This is a genomic window from Paracoccus marinaquae (assembly GCF_018860165.1).
In the GTDB taxonomy this organism is placed as follows: domain Bacteria; phylum Pseudomonadota; class Alphaproteobacteria; order Rhodobacterales; family Rhodobacteraceae; genus Paracoccus; species Paracoccus marinaquae.
This window is the reverse complement of record NZ_JAHKNG010000003.1, coordinates 133,144-154,199: the sequence shown is the minus strand read 5'-3', so window position 1 is coordinate 154,199 and position 21,056 is coordinate 133,144. Positions and strand designations below refer to the sequence as shown.

Annotated in this window: 19 protein-coding genes; 9 read left to right on the top strand and 10 right to left on the bottom strand. The window is 67.3% G+C overall.

All coding sequences use genetic code 11. From position 1 onward, the window contains the following. Positions 1-8 precede the first annotated feature (8 nt). The gene (locus KNW02_RS03410; RefSeq protein ID WP_216031857.1) at positions 9-2,726 is read right to left on the bottom strand and encodes a nitrate/nitrite transporter; all 2,718 of its coding nucleotides are present in this window, start codon (positions 2,724-2,726) and stop codon (positions 9-11) included. 293 nt (positions 2,727-3,019) lie between these two features. On the opposite strand from KNW02_RS03410, the gene KNW02_RS03405 reads away from it, so the two are divergent. Then, positions 3,020-3,706 carry a helix-turn-helix domain-containing protein gene (locus tag KNW02_RS03405; RefSeq protein WP_216031856.1) on the top strand — a complete coding sequence of 229 codons (687 nt, stop codon included), beginning with the start codon at positions 3,020-3,022 and terminating at the stop codon, positions 3,704-3,706. Between the two features lie 281 nt (positions 3,707-3,987). Here KNW02_RS03405 and KNW02_RS03400 read toward each other — a convergent pair whose 3' ends face one another. From KNW02_RS03400 to KNW02_RS03390, 3 genes are all read right to left on the bottom strand, one after another. Beyond that, positions 3,988-4,791: an inositol monophosphatase family protein gene (locus tag KNW02_RS03400; RefSeq protein ID WP_216031855.1), complete on the bottom strand. Its 804-nt coding sequence runs from the start codon at positions 4,789-4,791 to the stop codon at positions 3,988-3,990. Continuing rightward, entirely contained in the window at positions 4,778-6,151 is a 1,374-nt protein-coding gene (locus KNW02_RS03395; protein WP_216031854.1) for a TldD/PmbA family protein, read from the bottom strand. Before KNW02_RS03395 ends, KNW02_RS03400 begins: the two co-directional genes overlap by 14 nt. 102 nt (positions 6,152-6,253) lie before the next feature. Further along, complete coding sequence (locus KNW02_RS03390; RefSeq protein ID WP_216031853.1) at positions 6,254-7,852, bottom strand: DUF2125 domain-containing protein; 1,599 nt, start codon at positions 7,850-7,852, stop codon at positions 6,254-6,256. 76 nt (positions 7,853-7,928) lie between these two features. Here KNW02_RS03390 and KNW02_RS03385 point away from each other — a divergent pair, with 76 nt between their 5' ends. Next, positions 7,929-8,549, top strand: coding sequence for an enoyl-CoA hydratase/isomerase family protein (locus tag KNW02_RS03385; protein WP_348524672.1), 621 nt, complete (start codon positions 7,929-7,931; stop codon positions 8,547-8,549). Here KNW02_RS03385 and KNW02_RS03380 read toward each other — a convergent pair. The 4 genes from KNW02_RS03380 to KNW02_RS03365 form a co-directional block, all read right to left on the bottom strand. Then, positions 8,540-8,881 (bottom strand): DUF2853 family protein, encoded by a 342-nt coding sequence (locus KNW02_RS03380; protein WP_216031851.1) that lies wholly within the window; start codon positions 8,879-8,881, stop codon positions 8,540-8,542. The genes KNW02_RS03385 and KNW02_RS03380 overlap by 10 nt on opposite strands. 84 nt (positions 8,882-8,965) lie before the next feature. Then, positions 8,966-10,255 (bottom strand): TRAP transporter large permease, encoded by a 1,290-nt coding sequence (locus tag KNW02_RS03375; RefSeq protein WP_216031850.1) that lies wholly within the window; start codon positions 10,253-10,255, stop codon positions 8,966-8,968. After that, positions 10,248-10,742: a TRAP transporter small permease gene (locus KNW02_RS03370; RefSeq protein WP_216031849.1), complete on the bottom strand. Its 495-nt coding sequence runs from the start codon at positions 10,740-10,742 to the stop codon at positions 10,248-10,250. Before KNW02_RS03370 ends, KNW02_RS03375 begins: the two co-directional genes overlap by 8 nt. Before the next feature lie 7 nt (positions 10,743-10,749). Further along, positions 10,750-11,718, bottom strand: a complete 969-nt coding sequence (locus tag KNW02_RS03365; RefSeq protein ID WP_216031848.1) for a TRAP transporter substrate-binding protein — start codon at positions 11,716-11,718, stop codon at positions 10,750-10,752. A 294-nt stretch (positions 11,719-12,012) separates the two neighbouring features. Between KNW02_RS03365 and KNW02_RS03360 the strand changes: the two genes are divergently transcribed. From KNW02_RS03360 to KNW02_RS03340, 5 genes are all read left to right on the top strand, one after another. Then, positions 12,013-12,768 carry an amino acid ABC transporter substrate-binding protein gene (locus KNW02_RS03360; RefSeq protein ID WP_216031847.1) on the top strand — a complete coding sequence of 252 codons (756 nt, stop codon included), beginning with the start codon at positions 12,013-12,015 and terminating at the stop codon, positions 12,766-12,768. A gap of 24 nt (positions 12,769-12,792) precedes the next feature. After that, complete coding sequence (locus KNW02_RS03355; protein ID WP_216031905.1) at positions 12,793-13,443, top strand: amino acid ABC transporter permease; 651 nt, start codon at positions 12,793-12,795, stop codon at positions 13,441-13,443. After that, positions 13,440-14,180, top strand: coding sequence for an amino acid ABC transporter ATP-binding protein (locus tag KNW02_RS03350; RefSeq protein WP_216031846.1), 741 nt, complete (start codon positions 13,440-13,442; stop codon positions 14,178-14,180). Before KNW02_RS03355 ends, KNW02_RS03350 begins: the two co-directional genes overlap by 4 nt. 225 nt (positions 14,181-14,405) lie before the next feature. After that, positions 14,406-15,929 (top strand): M16 family metallopeptidase, encoded by a 1,524-nt coding sequence (locus KNW02_RS03345; RefSeq protein ID WP_216031845.1) that lies wholly within the window; start codon positions 14,406-14,408, stop codon positions 15,927-15,929. Further along, complete coding sequence (locus KNW02_RS03340; protein ID WP_216031844.1) at positions 15,926-17,254, top strand: M16 family metallopeptidase; 1,329 nt, start codon at positions 15,926-15,928, stop codon at positions 17,252-17,254. Before KNW02_RS03345 ends, KNW02_RS03340 begins: the two co-directional genes overlap by 4 nt. A gap of 36 nt (positions 17,255-17,290) precedes the next feature. On the opposite strand, the gene KNW02_RS03335 is transcribed toward KNW02_RS03340, so the two are convergent. Next, positions 17,291-17,467, bottom strand: coding sequence for a hypothetical protein (locus KNW02_RS03335; RefSeq protein ID WP_216031843.1), 177 nt, complete (start codon positions 17,465-17,467; stop codon positions 17,291-17,293). A 128-nt stretch (positions 17,468-17,595) separates the two neighbouring features. On the opposite strand from KNW02_RS03335, the gene mutL reads away from it, so the two are divergent. Beyond that, positions 17,596-19,422 carry a DNA mismatch repair endonuclease MutL gene (mutL, locus tag KNW02_RS03330; protein ID WP_216031842.1) on the top strand — a complete coding sequence of 609 codons (1,827 nt, stop codon included), beginning with the start codon at positions 17,596-17,598 and terminating at the stop codon, positions 19,420-19,422. Positions 19,423-19,469: 47 nt separating this feature from the next. Next, positions 19,470-19,841 (top strand): DUF3775 domain-containing protein, encoded by a 372-nt coding sequence (locus tag KNW02_RS03325; RefSeq protein ID WP_216031841.1) that lies wholly within the window; start codon positions 19,470-19,472, stop codon positions 19,839-19,841. A gap of 33 nt (positions 19,842-19,874) precedes the next feature. On the opposite strand, the gene KNW02_RS03320 is transcribed toward KNW02_RS03325, so the two are convergent. Next, a complete protein-coding gene (locus KNW02_RS03320; protein WP_252733410.1) occupies positions 19,875-21,005 on the bottom strand; it encodes a PQQ-dependent sugar dehydrogenase in 1,131 nt (376 codons plus the stop codon). Between the last annotated feature and the right edge of the window lie 51 nt (positions 21,006-21,056).

Sequence of the window (21,056 nt, the reverse complement as noted above, 5' to 3'; positions counted from 1 at the left end):
TTGGATGATCAGGCGGTTTGCGGGGCAGCGGCTGCGGGCCGCCCACGCTCGATGTCGTAAAGAAGGCCACCGCGCCGGGTGTAATAGGCCCAGGTGATCGCGAGGCAGAGCACGTAGAACACGAGGAAGCCCCACAGCGCGCCCACGGGCGAGCCCATCATGCCGATCGAGGTTCCGTAGGCCTTGGGGATGAAGAAGGCGCCATAGGCGGCAATCGCCGAGGTGAAGGCGATGATCGCGGCACTTTCCCGCTCGGACTGGCGGCGGCGGTCATCGGCCTCCAGGTCGGGCATCAGCCGCGGCACTTCCTTCGACATGATGATCGGGATCATCTGGAAGGTCGAGGCATTGCCGACCCCGGTCAGGAAGAACAGCGCCATGAAGGCCGCGAAGAAGCCCGTGAAGCTGCCCGCGCCAAGCGCGCTGATGACCCCGAAGGTGGCGACGATCATGCCGGCAAAGGTCCAGAAGGTGACCCTGCCGCCGCCGAAGCGGTCGCTGACCCAGCCGGTGCCGGCACGGCTGAGCGCACCGACCAGCGGCCCGAGGAACACGAATTGCAGCGCGTTCACCTCGGGGAAGGCCAGCTTGGTCAGCAGCGGGAAGCCCGCCGAATAGCCGATGAAGCTGCCGAAGGTGCCGGTATAGAGGATGCACATCAGCCAGTTATGCTTGCGCGTGAAGATGATCGCCTGCTCGCGGAAACTGGCGCGTGCATCGGCGATGTCGTTCATGCCCAGCCAGGCGGCAGCGGTCGCCAGCAGGATGAAGGGCACCCAGATGAAGCCCGCGTTCTGCATCCACAGCTGACCGCCCTCGCCCAGTTCCTGCGGGGCGCCACCGAGCGCGCCGAAGACGCCCGCGGTGATGACCAGCGGCACCAGGAACTGCATGACCGAGACGCCCAGGTTGCCCAGGCCCGCATTCAGCGCCAGCGCATTGCCCTTTTCGGCCTTCGGGAAGAAGAAGGCGATATTGGCCATGGACGAGGCGAAGTTGCCGCCGCCGAAGCCGCACAGCAGCGCCAGCGTCAGGAAGATCAGGTAGGGCGTATCGGGGTTCTGCACCGCATAGCCGATGCCAAGCGCCGGCAGCAGCAGCGAGGCGGTGGACAGGGTCGTCCACAGCCGCCCGCCGAAGATCGGCACCATGAAGCTGTAGAAGATCCGCAGCGTGGCGCCCGACAGGCCCGGCAGCGAGGCCAGCCAGAACAGCTGTCCGGTGGTGAACTCGAAGCCGATGGCGGGCAGCCGCGCGACGACGACCGACCAGACCATCCAGACCGCGAAGGCCAGCAGCAGCGCCGGGATCGAGATCCACAGGTTGCGCCGCGCCAGCTTGCGGCCCTTCTCGGCCCAGAAGACCGGATCCTCGGGGCGCCAGTCGTCCAGCACCTTCGGCATGACCGTGCGCTCGGGGTCGTGGATCTCGGCCAGTTCGGGGAAGCTGGGCAGTTTGCCCAGTTCGGTTCCCGCCGCCTTCTGCTCCATCTGGCGGACCGACAGATGCATCCAGCCCGCCGAGACCAGAACGATCAGGAACAGAAGCAGGAAGCACGAGGTATAGATGCCGGTCAGATCCAGCAGCGCGCCGAAGATGATCGGCAGGATGAAGCCGCCCAGACCGCCGATCATGCCGACGAGGCCGCCGACCGCGCCGACATGGTTCGGGTAATAGACCGGGATATGCTTGTAGACGGCCGCCTTGCCGAGGCTCATGAAGAAGCCCAGCACGAACAGCGTGATGACGAAGGGCACCATGCCCATCTCGGTCGAGAAGGTGATCGGACCGTCCTTGCCGCGGATGACGTAATCGGTCGGCGGATAGGACAGCATGAACAGCAGCACCGCCGAGAAGCCGAAGGTCCAGTACATGACCGTGCGGGCGCCGAAACGATCCGACAGCACGCCGCCATAGGCGCGGAACACGCTGGCCGCGAGGCTGAAGGCCGCGGCCGCCATGCCGGCGACGCGCACATCGGCGCCATAGACATCGGTCAGGTAATGCGGCAGCCACAACGCCAGCGCGACGAAGCCGCCGAAGACGAAGAAATAGTACAGCGAGAAGCGCCAGACCTGCAGGTTCTTCAGCGGCGCGAACTGCTCGGCCAGCGAGGGCGCGGCAATGCCCTGTTCGCGCCGGGCGCGGAAGGCCGGATCGTCGCGGGCCATCAGGAAGAACACCACGCCCATCAGCACGATGGCCACGGCCCAGATCTGCGCCACCGCCTCCCAGCCCCAGGCGACCAGCACGAAGGGCGCCAGAAACTTGGTCACCGCCGCACCGACATTGCCCATCCCGAAGATGCCAAGCGCGGTGCCCTGCTTTCCGGCCGGGAACCACTTCGACACATAGGCCACGCCGATGATGAACGACCCGCCGGCCAGGCCGACGCCAAGCGCCGCCACCAGAAAGGCCGGATAGGTCTCGGCCCAGGTCAGCGCCCAGGTGGCGGCCCCGGTCAGGATCATCTGCAGCGAAAAGATCAGGCGACCGCCATAGCGCTCGGTCCAGACGCCCAGGATCAGGCGGGTCAGCGAGCCGGTGAGGATGGGGGTGGCGATCAGCAGGCCATATTGGGATTCGGTCAGGCCAAGCTCATCCTTGATGGCCAGCCCGATGATGGAAAAGATGGTCCAGACGGCAAAGCAAAGCGTGAAGGCGGTGGTGCTGAGCCAAAGCGCCCTCTGCTGCTCTGCCGGAGATGCGGTCTTCTGGTCAGACATAACGACTGCTCCGTTGGGCCCGGCAAGAAAGCCGGGCGGTTCACGGACAACCAACACGAGAGCAAAATCGCGAATTTGATCTCAATCAAATGCTCGGGCGGGTCCGGCGGAAAGCGACCGCAATTGCCGTTCGCGCCGCGACAGCTTCGCGAACCTGACCCGCCGTTCCGGCATCCGTCATCGGAGGAATCGACGGCTGACGTGCCGCGATTTGACTTATGTCATGTCGACATGGGCCCCGAATGCGCAAGACTCGCCGTATCAAAAACTGGCAAACCGATTCGCAGGACGGCATGCGCGACGACGAAAGACAGGAAATCCGCGGGCTCGAAATCTTCGCCAACATGGCCGAGCCCAGCTTTGACGCGATGATGCAGGCGGCCTATGCGCAGGAGTTTCCCGCCCAGTTGCAGCTTGTCCGGCAGGGCGGGCGGGCGGATTTCCTGCATGTGCTGGTCGAGGGCACGGTCGAGCTGTTCGCCGAATGGAACGGCCATGACACCACCATGGCGATCCTGCGGCCGGTGACCAGCTTCATCCTCGCCGCCTGCATGCGCGATGCGCATTACCTGATGTCGGCCCGGACCCTTCAGCCCAGCAGGATCGTGCTGATCCCGGCCGTCGATATCCGCGAAACCTTCCGCCGCGATCCCGATTTCGCCGTGGACGCCGCCAACGAGCTTGCATCGGCCTATCGCAGCATGGTCCGGCATGCAAAAAGCCTCAAGCTGAGGAATTCGCGCGAACGGCTTGCCGCCTACCTGCTGCGGCTGTCGGCCGAGAATGGCGGCGCGGCCGGCTTCATGCTGCCGCATGAAAAGCGTTTGCTGGCCTCGCATCTGGGCATGACGCCCGAAAGCCTCTCGCGCGCCTTCCGGGCACTGTCGGACCATGGCGTGCATATCCAGGGCATGCGCGTCACCCTGACCGATCCGGACCAGGTGCGGGATATCGCCGTTCCCGATCCGCTGATCGACTGACCCGGAAACCGGCAAATTGACAGCGGTCGCGGGATGCCGCGACCATGGCGGCGCAACGACCGTGATCCGCCGGCGCGGTGGGAGGGCTTCAGCTGCCCGCCCCCTTATCCTCCCCTTCGGCAGGACACCGCCCGGATGCGGCACCCCTGCCCCCGACGCTGGCCGTGCTGGCGATTCTTGCGGTGTTCCGGTTCCGGCTGGGCATGATGCCGGTGCTGGCCGGGGCGGCAGCGGCCGGCATGGCGCTGTATCTGACGGACCTGACCGGATAGCCCGCCGCGTCAGCCGGCCGGCCGCAAGCCGGGATCATCCAGCGCCGCCAGCAACTCGCCATGCAGACGGGGGCCGGCCACGATCAGGCCATCGACCATGCCGCGCTGGCTGTTGAAGCGCATCCGGCGGCCATACCGGTCGCTGACCGCGGCCCCGGCCCGTTCGGCGATCAGGCTGCCCGCGGCGATGTCCCATTCCCATGCCGCGCGCAGCGACAGGGCCGCATCGAAACGCCCCTCGGCGGCAAGGCAGAGCCGCCAGGCCAGCGAGGGGCGGAATTCGCGCCGGAAATCCGGCACCCGTCCGTCCTTCCAATGGCCGGGCTCGGAGACGGCGCGATAGGTCAGCACGCTGGCACCCGACACGCCCCTGTCGGTCGGGGCGATGGGCTCGCCGTTCAAGAGCGCCGGTCCCTCGCCAAAGGCGGTATAGCAACGACCGCTGACCGGCAGGAAGACGACCGCCGCCACGATCCGGTCGCCGCGCGCGACAGCAAGGGAATGCGAGAACCCCTCTTGCCCGGCGATGAAGGCGCGGGTGCCGTCGATCGGGTCGATGATGAAGCAATGCTCGGCGTCCAGCCGCGAGGAATCCGCCTCGCTCTCCTCGGACAGCCAGCCATAGCCCGGGCGCGCACCCGTCAGCCGCGCGTGCAGTTCCTCGTTGACGGCCAGATCGGCCTCGGTCACCGGACCCGCGTCATCGGCCTTGTCCCAGGCTTTCGGATCCTGCCGCCAGAAATCCAGCGCGATCCGGCCCGCGGCGCGGGCGGCGCCTTCCAGCAGGGCAAGATCCTCGTCAGGCGCCGGCAACGGTCATCCCCTCGACCAGCAGGCTGGGCACCTCGGCCGCGCGCCAAGGCAGGGCGTCATTGCCGGCCCGCAGGCTCAGCAGCATGTCGCGCAGGTTGCCGGCGATGGTGCATTCATTGACCGGATAGGCGATCCGGCCGTTCTCGACCCAGAACCCGGCCGCGCCGCGCGAATAATCCCCGGTGGTGCCGTTGATCGACGCGCCCAGCATCGAGGTGACCACCAGCCCGGTCCCCATCCCGGCCAGCAATTCGTCGAAACCGGCCGCGCCGGGCGTCAGGATCACGTTGCTGTTCGTCGGCGAGGGCGGCGAGGCCAGACCGCGCGCCGCCGAGGCGGTGCTGCCAAGGCCCAGCTTGCGCCCGGTCGCCAGATCCAGGGTCCAGCCCTGCAACACCCCGTCTGCGACGATCCTGCGCGGCCTCGTCGCCAGCCCCTCGGCATCGAAGGGCCGCGACGAGGGATAGCGGGGGCGACGCGGATCCTCGGCCAGATCCATGCCCACCGGCAGCACCGGCTCGCCCATGGCCTTGCGCAGCCAGCTGGCGCCGCGGGCGATGGCGCTGCCATTCACCGCCGACAGCAGATGCCCGATCAGCGAGGCCGACACCCGCCGGTCATAGAGGATCGGAAAGGCTCCGGTCGGCGGCTTCCTCGACCCGGCGCGGGCCAATGTGCGCTCGGCCGCCAGACGGCCGATGTCCTCGGGCTCGGGCAGATCCGCCGCCCAGACGCGGGATTCGGCGGCATAGTCGCGCTCCATCCCCAGCCCCTCGCCGGTGATCGCCACGGCCGAGATCGCATGCGTGGTCCGCCCGTAACCGCCCGAAAACCCGTTCGAAGCGGCCAGCCACAGATGCCGGCGGCTGAAACTGGCATTCGCGGCCTCGACCTGCGAGATGCCCTTCGCGGCCAGCGCCGCCGCTTCGGCCCGCAGCGCCAGGTCCTGCAGGGCATCGGGCGCGGGATCGGGGCGGTCGTCGCCGATCTGCAGGGCCGTCGCGTCGCGGACCTGCGCCAACTGATCCGGTTCGGCCAGCCCAAGCGCGTCGTCCACCGGCGCCTCGCGGGCCATGGCAACGGCGCGGGCGGCCATCTCGGCGATGCTGGCGGCGCTGTGATCCGAGGCCGAGACACAGGCCTGACGCCCGCCGATCAGCACGCGCAGGCCGATCTCGACCCCTTCGGCGCGGTCGGCATGTTCCAGCGCGCCGCCGCGCACATCGATGCTGACCGACTGGCCCCGCATCGCCAGCGCATCGGCCTGTTCGGCCCCGGCCTTCCTTGCCGCCGAGACCAGCGCTTCGGCCAGCCCCTGCAACACTGCGGCCCGATCTGCGGATTCACCCTCGCCGGTCATCTCACCCTCGTCATCCTTCGCCCCTTTTCCCGCGCCTTGGCGGCGGGCGCAAACGAAAAGGGCCGGACGGATGCCCGGCCCCCTTTCAGCATGTGCCCCGGATCACTTGACCTGCTGGCCATTGGCGAAGATCGAGCCGTTCTCGCGGAATTCCAGGCTGGTCTGCAATTCGTCCGGCTTGCCCTCGACCGGACGGGCGAACATGGCCAGCATCATCCGCGCGCCCATCACCTGCTCCTGCGGCACGAAACCCATCGAGACCAGCTTGTCCAGCAGCGCGTTGAGGCCGGTAAAGCTGCCCTCGACGGTGCCGACCGGCTGCTCGGCGCCTTCGGGAATGGTCAGGTCGCCGCTCAGATCGGCGCGCGCGCCCACCGCCTCGAGCAGGAACTGCTTGATGCGCACGGTTTCCGGCGTGAAGGGCATCGGCATTTCGGGCATGATCTCGTCCCCGGTCGCCGGCTGATCCGTCGCCGCCCCGTCGGTGGCCGCAGTCTCCTCCATCGTCGCCGCCATCCGCTGGGCCAGGGTCGGATCCAGCAGATCCTCGGTCACCCGCGCCTCGCCCTCCAGATCGACCGTCAGGTTTGCAGGATCGCGCGGCAGCGCCCCCTGCGGGTCGAACATGGCCCAGATGCCGTCGGCCAGGGTCAGCCCGGAGAGGCTGTAGCTCAGCTTGTAGGGCTGCGGTTCGTCCGATTTCGAGATCGGGAAATTCAGCATGCCCGAAGCCGTCTCGATCGCGTAACTGATCGGGAAGGGCAATCCGCCGACGGTCATCTCGGCCTCGGTGCCCTTGGCCGAGCCGCCATAGGACACCCCCTCGCGCGACATGCTGAACAGCAGTTCGCTGCTGTCCGAGGCGAATGAGGCGCTGCCATTCTGCGGCATCCCCTCTGCGTCGGTGCCCGAAAACTGGGCCTCTCCGGTCACGGCACCCAACGCCAGCCCGCCCTGGACGACCATCCCAGCCCGGAACGCCTCATGCGGGTTGTCGACCATGTCGAACTTGCCCTCGGGTGCGATCATGCTGCCGCTTGCCGTCAGGCCATCCACATGCGAGGTCGCGGTGACGCTGCCCGCGTTGCCATCCGCCGTGTCGGGATCGGTCATCGACAGCGTCAGGTCCAGCCCCTTGGCGGCCAGGTCATAGGTCGATTGCTGGCCTGCCTTCGAGTTGCTGCGATACTCGCCCGCGACCCCGGTCATCACCAGCCGGACCGGCATGTCCGCACCCGCGCCCGCGGTCTCGTCGGTGTCGAAGCGGGCCGATATCTCGATGGTCGGATAGGTCATCACATGCAGCATGTCCCCGGCGCTGCCCGAGGACAGCATCTCATTGCCGGGAACGGTGATGACCGAACTGAGGTTCACGTCTTCGTCATCGACGGTTTTCGATACCATATCGGCGCTGACCGGGCCGTCGATGATGGTGCGCACCTTCGCGTCGCCGGTCTGCTGCAGGGTCATTTTCGGGACGACGATGCTCAGCTCGGTCGTCTCGGAATCGGTCGAGAACACGATTTCGGACAGGGTCAGCGTGCCGCCGGCATCATCGGTGGCCGCGATGGCCACGTCGTATCCCATGTCGGTGTAGTATCTGCTGAGATTTTCCCAGACCTCGGCCGGGGTCACCTCGGCCAAAAGCGGTGCGGCGCCTGCCAGAAGCGCGACGGCCGAGGTTGCAAGCGAGCGGAACATGCCGGATACCTTTCGAAATGCAATAAACCTGCACGCTGTCTGGCACAGCGGCAGGGCGAGGAAAAGGGAACATTCCGTGATCCGATCCGAACGGCGCGGCGGGCTGGCGGTGCTGACCATCGACCGGCAGGACAAGGCCAACTCGCTGACCGAAACGATGCTGCGCGACCTGACCGCAGCGCTGGACCAGATCGCCGCGGGCGATAGCGGCGCGGTGATCCTGACCGGGGCGGGCACGGTCTTCTCGGCCGGCGCCGATCTGGCCGAGGCCAAGGCCGGGCTGGCGAAATCGCCGGAATGGGAACGGCTGTCGGCGCGCGTCGCCACCATGCCCTGCCTGACCGTCGCGGCACTGAACGGCACGCTGGCGGGCGGCGCCTTCGGCATGGTGCTGGCCTGCGACCTGCGCATCGCGGTGCCGGGCGCCAGGTTCTTCTATCCGGTGATGAAGCTGGGGTTTCTGCCGCAGCCCAGCGATCCGCGGCGCATGACCCGGCTGGTCGGCGCGGCGCGGGCCAAGATGATCCTGATGGCGGGCCAGAAGATCGGCGCCGAGGAGGCGCTGGACTGGGGCCTGATCGACCGCATCGCCCCAGACGCCACGCTTCTGGCCGAAGCCGAGGCACTGGCGGCCGATTGCCTGGCCGCCGCCCCCGACCACGTCACCGCCATCAAGGCGATGATCGGTCAGCTATAGGCCGCTTCCCGGCCGAAATGCCGGCACAGCATGTAATAGATCACCGCGCGATACTTGTTGCGGTTCGACCGGCCATAGGCGTCGATCACCTTGTTGATCGCGGCCAGCAGGTCCGGGCTGTCGGGCAGGCCCAGCTTCTTGATCAGATAGCTCGAGCGGACCCGCTCCAGCTCGGCCTCGTCGCTGGCGGCGACGGTTTCGGCATCGGCATTGTAGATCGACGGCCCGCAGCCGATCGTGACCTTGGTCAGCAGGGCCATATCCGGCGCCTGGCCAAACTTGTCCTGAATGTCGGTGGCGTATTTCGCGATCAATTCATCACGCTTGCCCATCGTCCCCCTCCTTTGGTTATGAAAATCCTCGGAAAGAATGCTTGCGGGCGGCACATTTATCAAGTCCGCAGATTTACACTGATCCTATCGCGCGAACCCGCCGATCGCCGGCAACCATGTCGAGAGTCCGGGCACGAAGGTCAGGATCAGCAGAACCGCGATGGCCGCGACGAAGAAGGGCGGCAATTCGCGGATCAGCGCCGCAGGCGACTGCCGGGTGGCCGAGGCGACGACGAAGATCAGCCCGCCGACCGGCGGCGTGATCAGCCCGAAGGTCAGGTTGACGATGACGATGATGGCGAAATGGTCGGGCGCGATGCCCAGGCTGTGGGCGATGGGCGCAAGGATCGGCACCAGGATCATCACCCCGGGCAGCGGATCCATGAACATGCCGAAGACCAGCAGCAGCAGGTTCACCATCAGCAGGAAGGCGATGGGCGACAGATCCATGGCGATCACCGCATCGGCCATGGCCTGCGGCACGCCCTCGATGATCAGCACCCAGGCGAAGGCGCGGGCGGCGGCAAGGATCATCAGCACCGCGACCGACATGATCCCCGCCCGCCAGAACGCCCCCCACAGATCGCCCAGCGTGAAGCCGCGATAGATGACCGCGCTGACGACGATGGCATAGGCGACCGCGATGACCGAGGCCTCGGTCGGGGTAAAGACGCCGCCACGGATGCCGCCGACGATCAGCACCACCAGAAGCAGCGCCGGAAGGGCCGCAAAGCTGTTGCGGATCATCTGCCGGACGGGCGGGCGCGGCTCGGCGCTGCGATAGCCGCGCCTGCGGCTGATCCACCAGTTCACCCCGGCCATCGCGGCCGAGATCAGCAGCCCCGGCAGGATCCCCGCGACGAACAGCGACCCGACCGAGACGTTGCGGTCCTGCAGCGCATAGATGATCATGGTGATCGAGGGCGGGATGATCGGCCCCACGACCGCCGTGGCGATGGTCAGCGCGCCGGCATAGGCGCGCGAATAGCCGCCCTTCTCCATCATCCGCACCATCATCGCCCCCGGGCCCGCCGCATCGGCCAGCGCCGAGCCCGAGATGCCGGCGAACAGCGTCGAGGTCAGCACATTGGCATAGCCCAGCCCGCCCCGCAGATGGCCGACGAATTGCGAGGCAAAGCGCAGCAACATGGCCGAGATCGCGCCGGTCGACATGATCTCGGCGGCAAGGATGAAGAAGGGCACGGCCAGCAACGGAAAACTGTCGAGGCCGGTGAACATCTCCTTGACCACCACGACCAGCGGATAGCGCCCGGTGATGCCGACCGCCGCAAAGGCCGCCAGCGCCAGCGCAAAGGCCACCGGCACGCCGATCAGCATCAGGATCAGGAAGGCGGCGATCAGGATCTCAACCACGCGCGGCCTCGTCGCCGGGGGCGAAGCCGGCCCGCAGATAGCGCGGCGCGATCAGTGCCAGATGAACGATCATCAGCGCGAAACCGGCCGGCATGGCGGCATAGACCCATCTCATCGGCAATCGCAGAGCCGCCGATTTCTGGATCGCCATGCGGTTCATATAGTCGATGCCGACCCAGACCATGAAGGCGAAAAAGCCGAACAGGATCAGCAGGATCGCCCATCGCAGCGCATACTGGGCGGGACCGGGCAGCGCCTCCTGCGCATTGGCGATGGCGACATGGGCGCCCTCGCGCAGGGCCAGCCCGCTGCCGAGGAAGGTCAGCCAGATCATCGTGTAGCGCGCCACCTCGTCCGACCAGGGCAGCGAGAAGCCACCCCAGTAGCGGCCGGCGACGTTCCAGCCGACGACCACCGCCATCAGCGCCAGACCGGCGATGACGGCGGTGCCGTTCAGGATGACGAAAACGCGCTCGATCCGCCGCATCAGACCGTCATTCGGCGGCCTGGATCCGGTCCATCAGCTCCTTGCCGAACTGCGCCTCGTAGGCCTTGTAGGGCTCTTCCAGCGCGGCGCGGAATTCCGCCTTCTGTTCGGGCGTCAACTCGTTCACCTCCATGCCGGCGGCCTTCAGCGCCTCGACGCCCGATGCCTCGACCTCATCGACATAGCCGCGCATGGCCGCAACCGCATCCACGGCCGCCTGATCGAAGGCCGCCTTCTGCGCGTCATCCAGCCCGTTCCACAGCGAGGGCGCGATCAGGATGACGGCCGGCGAATAGACATGACCGTCCAGCGTCAGGTATTTCTGCACCTCATTCAGCTTGGCCGAGACGATCACCGACAGCGGGTTTTCCTGCCCGTCGATGGCGCCCTGCTGCAGGGCGCCGATCACCTCGGGCCATGCCATCGGCGTGGGCGCCGCGCCAAGCGCCTGGAAGGCGGCGATATGGACCGGGTTTTCCATGGTGCGGATCTTCAGCCCACTGGCATCGGCGGGGGTCGAGATCGGATTGCGGTTGTTGGTGATATGGCGGAACCCCTGCTCGCCCCAGGCCAGCGCGTGAATGCCGGCAGCGTCGAACTTTGCCAGCATCTCCTGACCGATCTCGCCATCCAGCACCCCGCGGGCGTGATCGAGGCTGGTCAGCAGGAAGGGCACGTCGAAAACCCCGGCCTCGGGCACGAAATTCGACAGCGTCCCGGTCGAGACGATGGTCATCTCGACCGTGCCCAGTTGCACGCCCTCGACCACCTCGCGCTCGCCGCCCAGGCCCGACGAGGGGAAATGGCGAAAGCTGAACTGATCGCCAAGTGCTGCGGTCAGCGATTCCTCGAACGCCTTGGCGGCGACGCCGTAATGGCTGTCCTCGGCCAGCGCATAGCCGATCTTGATTTCCTGCGCGGCGGCGGGCGCGACGGCGGCGGCGCCGATCAGCGCGGCGGCATAGACATGCTTCATGTGATATCCTCCCATCATTTTGGGGCAGAGTTTGCGCGACATGCAGGCCAAGCGCAATCTCCTGCGATCCATCACCTTTCCGGGCAGAAAATCGGAAACTCGTTCCTGTCGCAACAGCGATGACGGGTGGCCACGGAACAGAGTTCCTTGCGCCTGCCAGCCGATCGCATATCGTTCCGCACGACGCGATCACGGCTGAGATGCCATCCTTTTTTCACCGTCCGGTCGGTTGGCCGGTTGCCCCGGCCCGCGCAAGGCCGCATCTACAGGACTAGAAATTCAAGGAGTTTACCGATGCGCAAGACGCTTCTGACCGCCATCCTCGCCCTGACCACCGCCCTGCCCGCCGCCGCCGAAACCATCCGCGTCGGCATGTCGGGCGGCTATTTCCCCTTCACCTTCACCAAGGCCGACGAATTGCAGGGCTTCGAGGTCGATTTCATGAATGCCGTCGCCGAGGTCACCGGCGACGAGGTCGAATTCGTCACCATGTCCTTTTCCGGGCTGATCGGCGCGCTGGAAGCGAACCGCATCGACACCGTGGCCAACCAGATCACCATCACGCCCGAGCGCGAGGCGAAATTCGTCTTCACCCAGCCCTATGTCTATGACGGCGCGCAGGTCGTCGTGAAGGCCGGCAACGAGGACCAGATCACCGGCCCCGAAAGCCTGAAAGGCAAGTCGGTCGCGGTCAATCTCGGCTCGAACTTCGAGGAACTGCTGCGCGCCCTGCCCTATGCCGACGAGATCGACATCCGCACCTATGACAGCAATATCGAACAGGACACCGCCCTTGGCCGGGTCGATGCCTTCGTCATGGACCGGGTCTCGACCGCGCAGGTGATCGCGAAAAGCCCGCTGCCGCTGGCCCAGGCCGGCGAGCCTTTCGACGAAATCCGGAACGCCCTGCCCTTCCGCAATGACGAGGCCGGCCTGGCGCTGCGCGACCGCGTCGACGCCGCCATCACCACGCTGAAAGAGAACGGCAAGCTTGCCGAAATCTCGCAGAAATGGCTTGAAGCGGATGTGACGAAGCCGCTGGCGGAATAACTCCGGGTGCTGGACATTGCCTATATGGGGGAACTGGTGCCGGTCATCGCCGGCTATGTTCCCCTGACCCTGTTCATGGCCGTGGTGGCGATGGCCGCCGCACTGGTGCTGGCCGCGATCCTTGCCATCGTGCGGGTGCTGCGGCTGCCGGTGCTGGACCGGATCGTGGCGGTGTTCATCAGCTTCTTCCGCGGCACGCCACTGCTGGTGCAGCTGTTCCTGTTCTATTACGGGCTGCCCCAGCTTCTGGCCTTCATGACCAATATCAACGGCGTGACCGCCGCGATCTTCGGGCTCACGCTGCATTTCGCGGCCTATATGGCCGAAAGCATCCGCGGCGCGATCCTTGGCGTCGACCGCAGCCAATGGGAGGCGGCGCAGTCCATCGGCATGACGCAGGCCCAGTTGCTGCGCCGCATCATCCTGCCGCAGGCCGCCCGCATCGCCGCGCCGACGCTGATGAACTATTTCATCGACATGATCAAAAGCACCTCGCTGGCCTTCACCCTCGGCGTGACCGAGATGATGGGCGCGGCGCAGAAAGAGGCAGCGGGCAGCTTTCTCTATCTCGAGGCCTTCCTCGTCGTCGCCCTGTTCTACTGGGCCATCGTCGAGGTGCTGTCGGTCGGCCAGCGCCGGCTGGAACTTCGCCTCGGCAAGGCGGTGGCGCGATGAGCTGCGAGATCCGCATCGACGGGCTGGTCAAGCGTTTCGGCGGCAGCACCGTGCTGAACGGCATCGACCTGCATCTGAAGCCGGGCGAACGGGTGGCGATCATCGGCCCCTCGGGCACCGGCAAATCGACGCTGCTGCGCTGCCTGAACTTTCTCGACCGCCCGGATGAGGGACGCATCACCCTGGGCGATCTGAGCCTGGACGCCGCCCGCGCCCATCGCGACGAGATCCTGGCGCTGCGGCGGCGCACCGGCTTCGTGTTCCAGAACTATGCCCTCTTCGCCAACAAGACCGCGCGCCAGAACATCATGGAAGGGCTGACCACCGTGCGCGGCTGGCCCGAAGCAAAGGCCGGCGCCCGCGCCGACGCGATCCTGCGCCAGATCGGGCTGGGCGATCGCGGCGACAGCTATCCGGCCGGGCTGTCGGGCGGCCAGCAGCAGCGCGTGGGCATCGGCCGCGCCATGGCGCTCGAGGCCGACCTGATGCTGTTCGACGAACCGACCAGCGCGCTGGACCCGGAATGGGTGGGCGAGGTCCTCGACCTGATCCGCCGCATCGCCGGCGGCCGCCAGACCATGCTGATCGTCACCCACGAGATGCAGTTCGCCCGCGAGATCGCCGACCGGGTGGTGTTCATGGAAGGCGGGCGGATCGTCGAACAGGGTCCACCCGACCGGATCTTCGGCGCCGCCGAGGACGAACGCACCCGCGCCTTCCTGCGCCGCGTCGGCTGATCCTCCGGTGGCATCGCGGATCGCCGGCAACCTGGCTCAGCTCGCCCGACCCTCGCACTCTTTGAAAATACCTCGGGGTCGGGGGCAGCGCCCCCGCGAACGCATCTGGTGCGGGCGGCACGCCCGCTCCGCCGGATCACCCTCTGCACACAATCCCGCGAGATCGGCTTGCACCCCGGCCGCCGCCGGGTCAGATTCCGGCCCGAGAACAAGGAGCTTGCCCCGATGATGCGCCGCCTCGCCTTGTCCAGCGCGCTGTCGCTGACCCTGTCGCTGCCTGCCCTGCCTGCGCTGGCCCAGACCGCCGAGATGCCGGAGATGCCCGAGGGCATCAGCCATTTCACCCTGCCGAACGGGCTGGAAACGGTGGTGATCGAGGATCCCCGCGCCCCGGTCATCGTGCAGATGCTGTGGTACCGGATCGGCTCGGCCGATGAACCGCCGGGCAAGTCCGGCATCGCCCATTACCTCGAACACCTGATGTTCAAGGGTACCGACAAGCTGGAACCCGGGGAACTGTCGAAGACCGTCACCGCCAATGGCGGCATGGACAACGCCTTCACCTCCTACGACTACACCGCCTATTTCCAGCGTATCGCCAGCGACCGGCTGCCGCTGATCATGGAGATGGAGGCCGACCGGATGGCCAATCTCAGGATCGGCGAGGATGACTGGCAGGCCGAACGGCAGGTGGTGCTTGAGGAACGCGCACAGCGCACCGACAGCGATCCCCGTTCGCTTTTCGCCGAGGAACGCGACGCGGTGCAGTTCTACAACCATCCTTACGGCCGCCCGGTCATCGGCTGGCGGCAGGAAATGGAGGAGCTGACCCGCGAGGATGCGATCGCCTGGTACGACGATCACTATTCGCCGAACAAGGCGGTGCTGATCCTCGCCGGCGATGTCACCCCCGAGAAGGCGCGCGAACTGGCCGAAACATATTACGGCCAGCTCCCGGCCCGGGGCGAGGCCGCGCCGCGCATCCGCCCGCAGGAACCCGTGCAGCGCGCATCCCGAAGGATGCAGATGCAGGATGCGCGCGTGGCCCAGCCGACGCTGATCCGCAGCCATATCGCCACCGAGCGCAACCCGGGCGATCAGGAACCCGCCGCCGCGCTGACGGTTCTTGCCGAATTGCTGGGCGGCTCGATGCAGACCTCGGTCCTGGGGCGCGAACTGGCGCTGCCCGGCAAGGCGATCTGGGTGAACGCGGGCTATGACGGGCTGGCGGTCGATCCGACGACCTTCACCCTGTCGATGGTTCCGGCCGAGGGGATCACACCCGAACAGGCCGAGGCGCTGCTGGATCAGGCGCTGGCGAAATTCGTCCAGGCCGGCCCCGACGCGGCCGATCTCGATCGCGTCAAGACACGCATCCGCGCCGCGCGCATCTATGCCCGCGATTCCGCCCATGGCCGGGCCTATGATTACGGGCAGGGGCTGGCGACGGGGCTGACCATCGAGGACGTGAACGACTGGCCCGACATCCTCGCGCAGGTCACGGCCGAAGATGTGCGCGCCGCAGCCCGGGACCTGCTGGCCGACACCGCCACCGTGACCGGCTGGCTCCTGCCCGCCCCCCCGCCCGAGGGCGAGGCCCGGCCCGCCAGGGCCCCGGCCCGCAAGCAGGACGGCACCAACGCGCAGGGAACGCCGCTGCCCGCCGCGGCGACGCCCGCACCCGCCGCGGATCGCCCGCCCGCCCGCCCCGCCCCGTCAGATGCCCGCAACAACGAGGTGCAAGGATGATCCGCGCCGCCATCGCCCTGTTTCTTGCGGTTCTCGCCGCCCCGGCCCAAGCCATCGACATCCAGCGGGTGATCTCGCCCGGTGGCATCGAGGCCTGGCTGGTCGAGGATCATTCGATCCCCTTCACCGCGCTCGATCTGGAATTCAGGGGCGGCGCCAGCCTCGATGCGCCGGGCAAGCGCGGGGCGATCAACCTGATGACCGCAACGCTGGAGGAAGGCGCCGGCAAGCTGGATTCGACCGCCTTCGCGCAGGCGGTCGAGGATCTGGGCGCGCGGCTGAATTTCGACGTGGGCGATGATTCACTCAGCGTCTCGATGCGGGCCCTGACCGAGAACCGCGATCAGGCCGCCAATCTCCTGGCGCTGGCGCTGAGCCAGCCGCGTTTCGACGACAGCGCCATCGAGCGTGTGCGTGCCCAGATCCAGGCGATCATCCGCCGCGAGGCGACCGATCCGCAATCCATCGCCGCCAAGGAGATGGCAAAGCAATCCTGGGGCGATCACCCCTATGGCAGTTCGACCAACGGTGACGCCGCTTCGGTTGCCGCGCTGAGCCGGCAGGATCTGGTCGCCGCCAAGAACCGGGTGCTGGCCCGCGACCGGGTGGTGATCGGCGCCGCCGGCGACATCACCCCCGAGGAACTGGGCCTGCTGGTGGACCGGATCCTTGGCCGGCTGCCCGAAGAGGGCACGGCGCCCCTGCCCGGGACGGCGGAACTGGCCGTGGCCGGCGGCGTCACCGTCATCGACTGGGACAGCCCGCAGACCATCGTCAGCTTTGCCGGCCCCGGCCTGCCGATCGACGATCCGGACTATTTCGCCGCCTATGTCGCCAATCACATCCTCGGCGGCGGCGGCTTCAGCTCGCGACTGATGGAGGAAATCCGCGAAAAGCGCGGACTGACCTATGGCGTCTATTCCGGCCTAGCCACCGGCATCTACGGCCAGAGCTGGCGCGGCGCCATGGCCGGCTCGAACGCGACCATCGGCGAGGCCTTGGCGCTGATCCGGCAGGAATGGGACCGCATGGCCGCCGAAGGCGTGACCGATCAGGAACTGACCGATGCCAAGACCTATCTGACCGGCGAATATCCGCTGCGATTCGACGGCAACGGCAAGATCGCCGCGATCCTGGCCGGGATGCAGCTGACCGGTTTTCCGATCGACTATCCGAACACCCGCAACCAGAAGGTCGAGGCCGTCACCGCCGCGGACGTGCAGCGCGTCGCACAACGCCTGCTGGATTCGGATAACCTGCGCTTCGTTCTGGTTGGCCGCCCCGAAGGCGTGGACCCGGACGAGGGCGCCGCGGCGACGAACTGACCGTCTGCAATCGCCTGCGAAGGCGCGCGGGGTGCGTTACCTGATCTGAACGGTGCCGCTGGCGCCCAGGGCGGCGCCGGCGACGGCGCCGACCGGGCCTGCGGCAAGCGCCCCGGCCGCGGCGCCGGTCGTGGCGCGCGTGGTGGTGTTCGGGCCGCAGGCGGCCAGCACCGACAAGGTTATCCAGGCAAGGACGGTGATCTGTTTGCGCATGGCAGTCTTCCTTTCGCGCCTATCGCGGCGCCGTATCCAAACGAACCGGGCCGGCCCAAGGTTTCCATCCCGCGCCTCGCCGGATGATTCGCTTTCCGCCTGCCCCAAGACCTGCTATATCTGGTAGCATGAATAACCACAGCCCCAATATCCGCCCGGTCATCCGGCAGCTTGACGAAGCGACGGCCAATCGTATCGCGGCCGGCGAGGTGGTGGAACGTCCTGCCTCGGCGGTGAAGGAACTGGTCGAGAACGCGCTGGATGCGGGGGCCACGCGGATCGACATCGCCGTGGAAGACGGCGGCAAGCGGCTGATCCGGGTCGCCGATGACGGTTGCGGCATGACGGCCGAGGATCTGCCGCTGGCATTGGCGCGCCATGCGACCAGCAAGATCGACGGCTCGGATCTGCTGGCGATCCGCAGCTTCGGTTTTCGGGGCGAGGCCCTGCCCTCGCTTGCCGCGGTCGGACGGCTGAGCATCACCTCGCGCGCGGCGGGCGCCGAGGGCGCGGTGATCGCGGTCAGCGCCGGAAAGGGCGCCCCGGTCCGCCCGGCGGCCGCCAATCGCGGCACCGTGGTCGAGCTGCGCGACCTGTTCTTCGCCACCCCCGCGCGGCTGAAGTTCATGCGCAGCGAGCGGGCCGAGACGCAGGCGGTGGCCGAAACCGTCCGCCGCCTCGCCATGGCCGAGCCCTTTGTCGGCTTCAGCCTCAGCGCCGATGGCCGCGAGATCTTCCGCGCCGATGCCGAACAGGGCGAGTTGTTCGGCGCCCTGCAGGCGCGGCTGGGCCGGGTCATGGGCCGCGATTTCACCGACAACGCCGTCGCCATTGACGCCACCCGCGACGGGCTGACCCTGACCGGCTTTGCCGCGCTGCCGACCTATTCGCGCGGTGCGGCGGTGGCGCAGCATCTTTATGTCAACGGACGCCCGGTCCGCGACAAGCTGCTGACCGGGGCGCTCAGGGCCGGCTACATGGATGTGCTGGCCTCGGGACGGCATCCGGCGGCGGTGCTGTATCTGACCTGCGATCCGCAACTGGTCGATGTGAACGTCCACCCGGCCAAGGCCGAGGTTCGTTTCCGCGACCCGCAGGCGGCGCGCGGGCTGGTGGTCAGCGCGCTGCGGCACGGACTGGCCAATGCCGGGCACCGCGCCTCATCAACAGTCGGCACTGCGACGCTGGCGGCCTTTCGCGCCGAGGTGCCGGGACCGGCCGCGACCCGGCCCTACCAGATGGATTACCGCCCGTCGCGGGGCGCGGTCCGCGCCGGTCTCGACCTGCAGGCGCCGCTGCCGACGCCCGAGACGGGCTTTGCCGAGACGCCTTCGGCCCGTTTCGAGGCCGCATCCAATGAGACTGCTGCCGAGGCTCCGCTGGGGGCCGCGCGGGCACAGATCCACGAGAATTACATCATCGCCCAGACCGGGGACGGTCTGGTGATCGTCGATCAGCATGCCGCGCATGAGCGACTGGTCTATGAGCGGCTGAAGGCGCAGGCCGAAGCCAACGGCATCGCCGGCCAGGCCCTCCTGATCCCCGAGATCGTCGAGCTGTCCGAAGCCGATGCCGCCCGCATCCTGTCCATCGCCGGCGATCTGGCCGGGCTCGGGCTGGTGATCGAGCCCTTCGGCGGCGGCGCCATCGCCGTCCGCGAGGCACCGGCCATGCTGAGCCGGCTGAACGCCGCCGCGCTGATCCGCGATATTCTCGACGACCTGGCCGATCAGGGTGCGTCGGATCGCCTGCGCGCCCGGATCGACGCGGTGCTGTCCTCGATGGCCTGCCATGGCTCGGTCCGGTCGGGGCGGCGCATGAGCGCCGAGGAGATGAACGCCCTGCTGCGCGAGATGGAACGGACACCAAAGTCCGGGCAGTGTAATCACGGCCGCCCGACCTGGGTCAAGCTGCGCCTGTCCGATATCGAAAGGCTGTTCGGCCGAAAGGATTGACCCCGCTGCCGACTGGGGCCAGAAAAGGGAAATCCTCGGAGGTTCCCATGCTTCAGATCAGCCCGGACAAGATCGCCCATGTCATCATTCGCGCCCGCGAATACGAAAGTGGGCTGAACCCCTGGGCCCATGCCGGCAGCCGCCGCCAGCACGGGACGCGGACCGAACTGCATGATTTCATCGAGGGGCTGAACGAGGACGAACAGGCCAGCCTTGTCGCGGTCATGTGGATCGGGCGCGAAAGCTTCGAGCCCGAGGATCTGGACGAGGCCATCGCCACCGCCCAGGCCGAGCGCAGCATTCCGACCGAGGACTACCTGATGGGCGAGCCGCGCCTGGCCGACCTTCTGGAGGCCGGCCTGGAATCGCTGGGGATTTCACCCGAAGCCGCTCAGGACGACCTGACCCGCCCGGTCTGAGCAGGACCCGCGCCGCGCCCTGCCACGCCCGCCTCAATCGGCCGGCGTGACCCGGATCATGGCGCCATCCTCGGCATCGATCAGCAGCATGATCGCGCCGTCCCGCGCCACGTCCACGTCGCGGATACGCCCCTCTTCACCCCACAGATGCCGCGCCTCGCCGATCACCCGGCCGTCGGCGATCTTCAGTTGCACCAGCGACTGCGTGCTCAGCCCGCCGAACAGCAGATCGCCCTGCCAGTCCGGAAACATCTCGCCATCATAAAAGATCATGCCGCTTGGCGCGACGATCGGGTCCCAGTAATAGACCGGCTGCTCGATTCCCTCCATCTGCGTCAGCCCGTCGCCGACCGGTGTGCCGTCATAATTGGTGCCATAGGTCACCAGCGGCCAACCGTAGTTCTTGCCTGCCTCGGGCCGGTTCAACTCGTCCCCGCCCCTCGGCCCATGCTCGATCGTCCACAACGCGCCATCGGGTCCCAGGGCCGCACCCTGCACATTGCGATGGCCATAGGACCATAGCTCGGGGATCGCCCCTTCGATCCCGGTGGCCCCCATCGGATCGCCGGTCAGGGGATCGACACGCACCACCTTGCCGATGGTCGATCCGACATCCTGGGTCGCGGGCGGCCGCTCGATCTCGCCACGCTCGCCAGTGGTGACAAACAGCCCGCCATCGTTGTCGAGGACCAGCCGCGCGCCCAGATGGATGTTCGAGTTCCACGGCTCCTGCCCCCAGAGCACCTGAAGCCCGTCGATCCTGCGGCCATCCTCGGACAGGATGCCGGTGGCAACCGAAGTCCCCGACAACTCGTACTGATGTATCTCGGAAAAGGCGACCCAGAGACGGCGGGTCTGGGCGAAATCCTCATCGACAATGACATCCAGCAAGCCGCCCTGGCCGCGATCATCTACCGGCGGCAGCCCCTCGATCGGCTCGGACAGTTTGCCGTCGGGCGAAACCATCCGCAGCCGCCCCGGCCGCTCGGTCACCAGCCAGCTGCCATCGGGCAGTTCCGCCATGCCCCAGGGATATTCCAGCCCTCCGACCACCACTTGCCGCCGCAGGTCGCGCGCCGGAAGCACCGGTGCCCTTGTCTGGCCATCGAAGGCAGGCGTCTGGTCCTGTCCATTGGGCGGACTCTCGTTGAAATCCTGCGCCATGGCGCATCCTGCAAACAGGGCTGTAAATGCAAAAACCGTCAATCGTTTCAC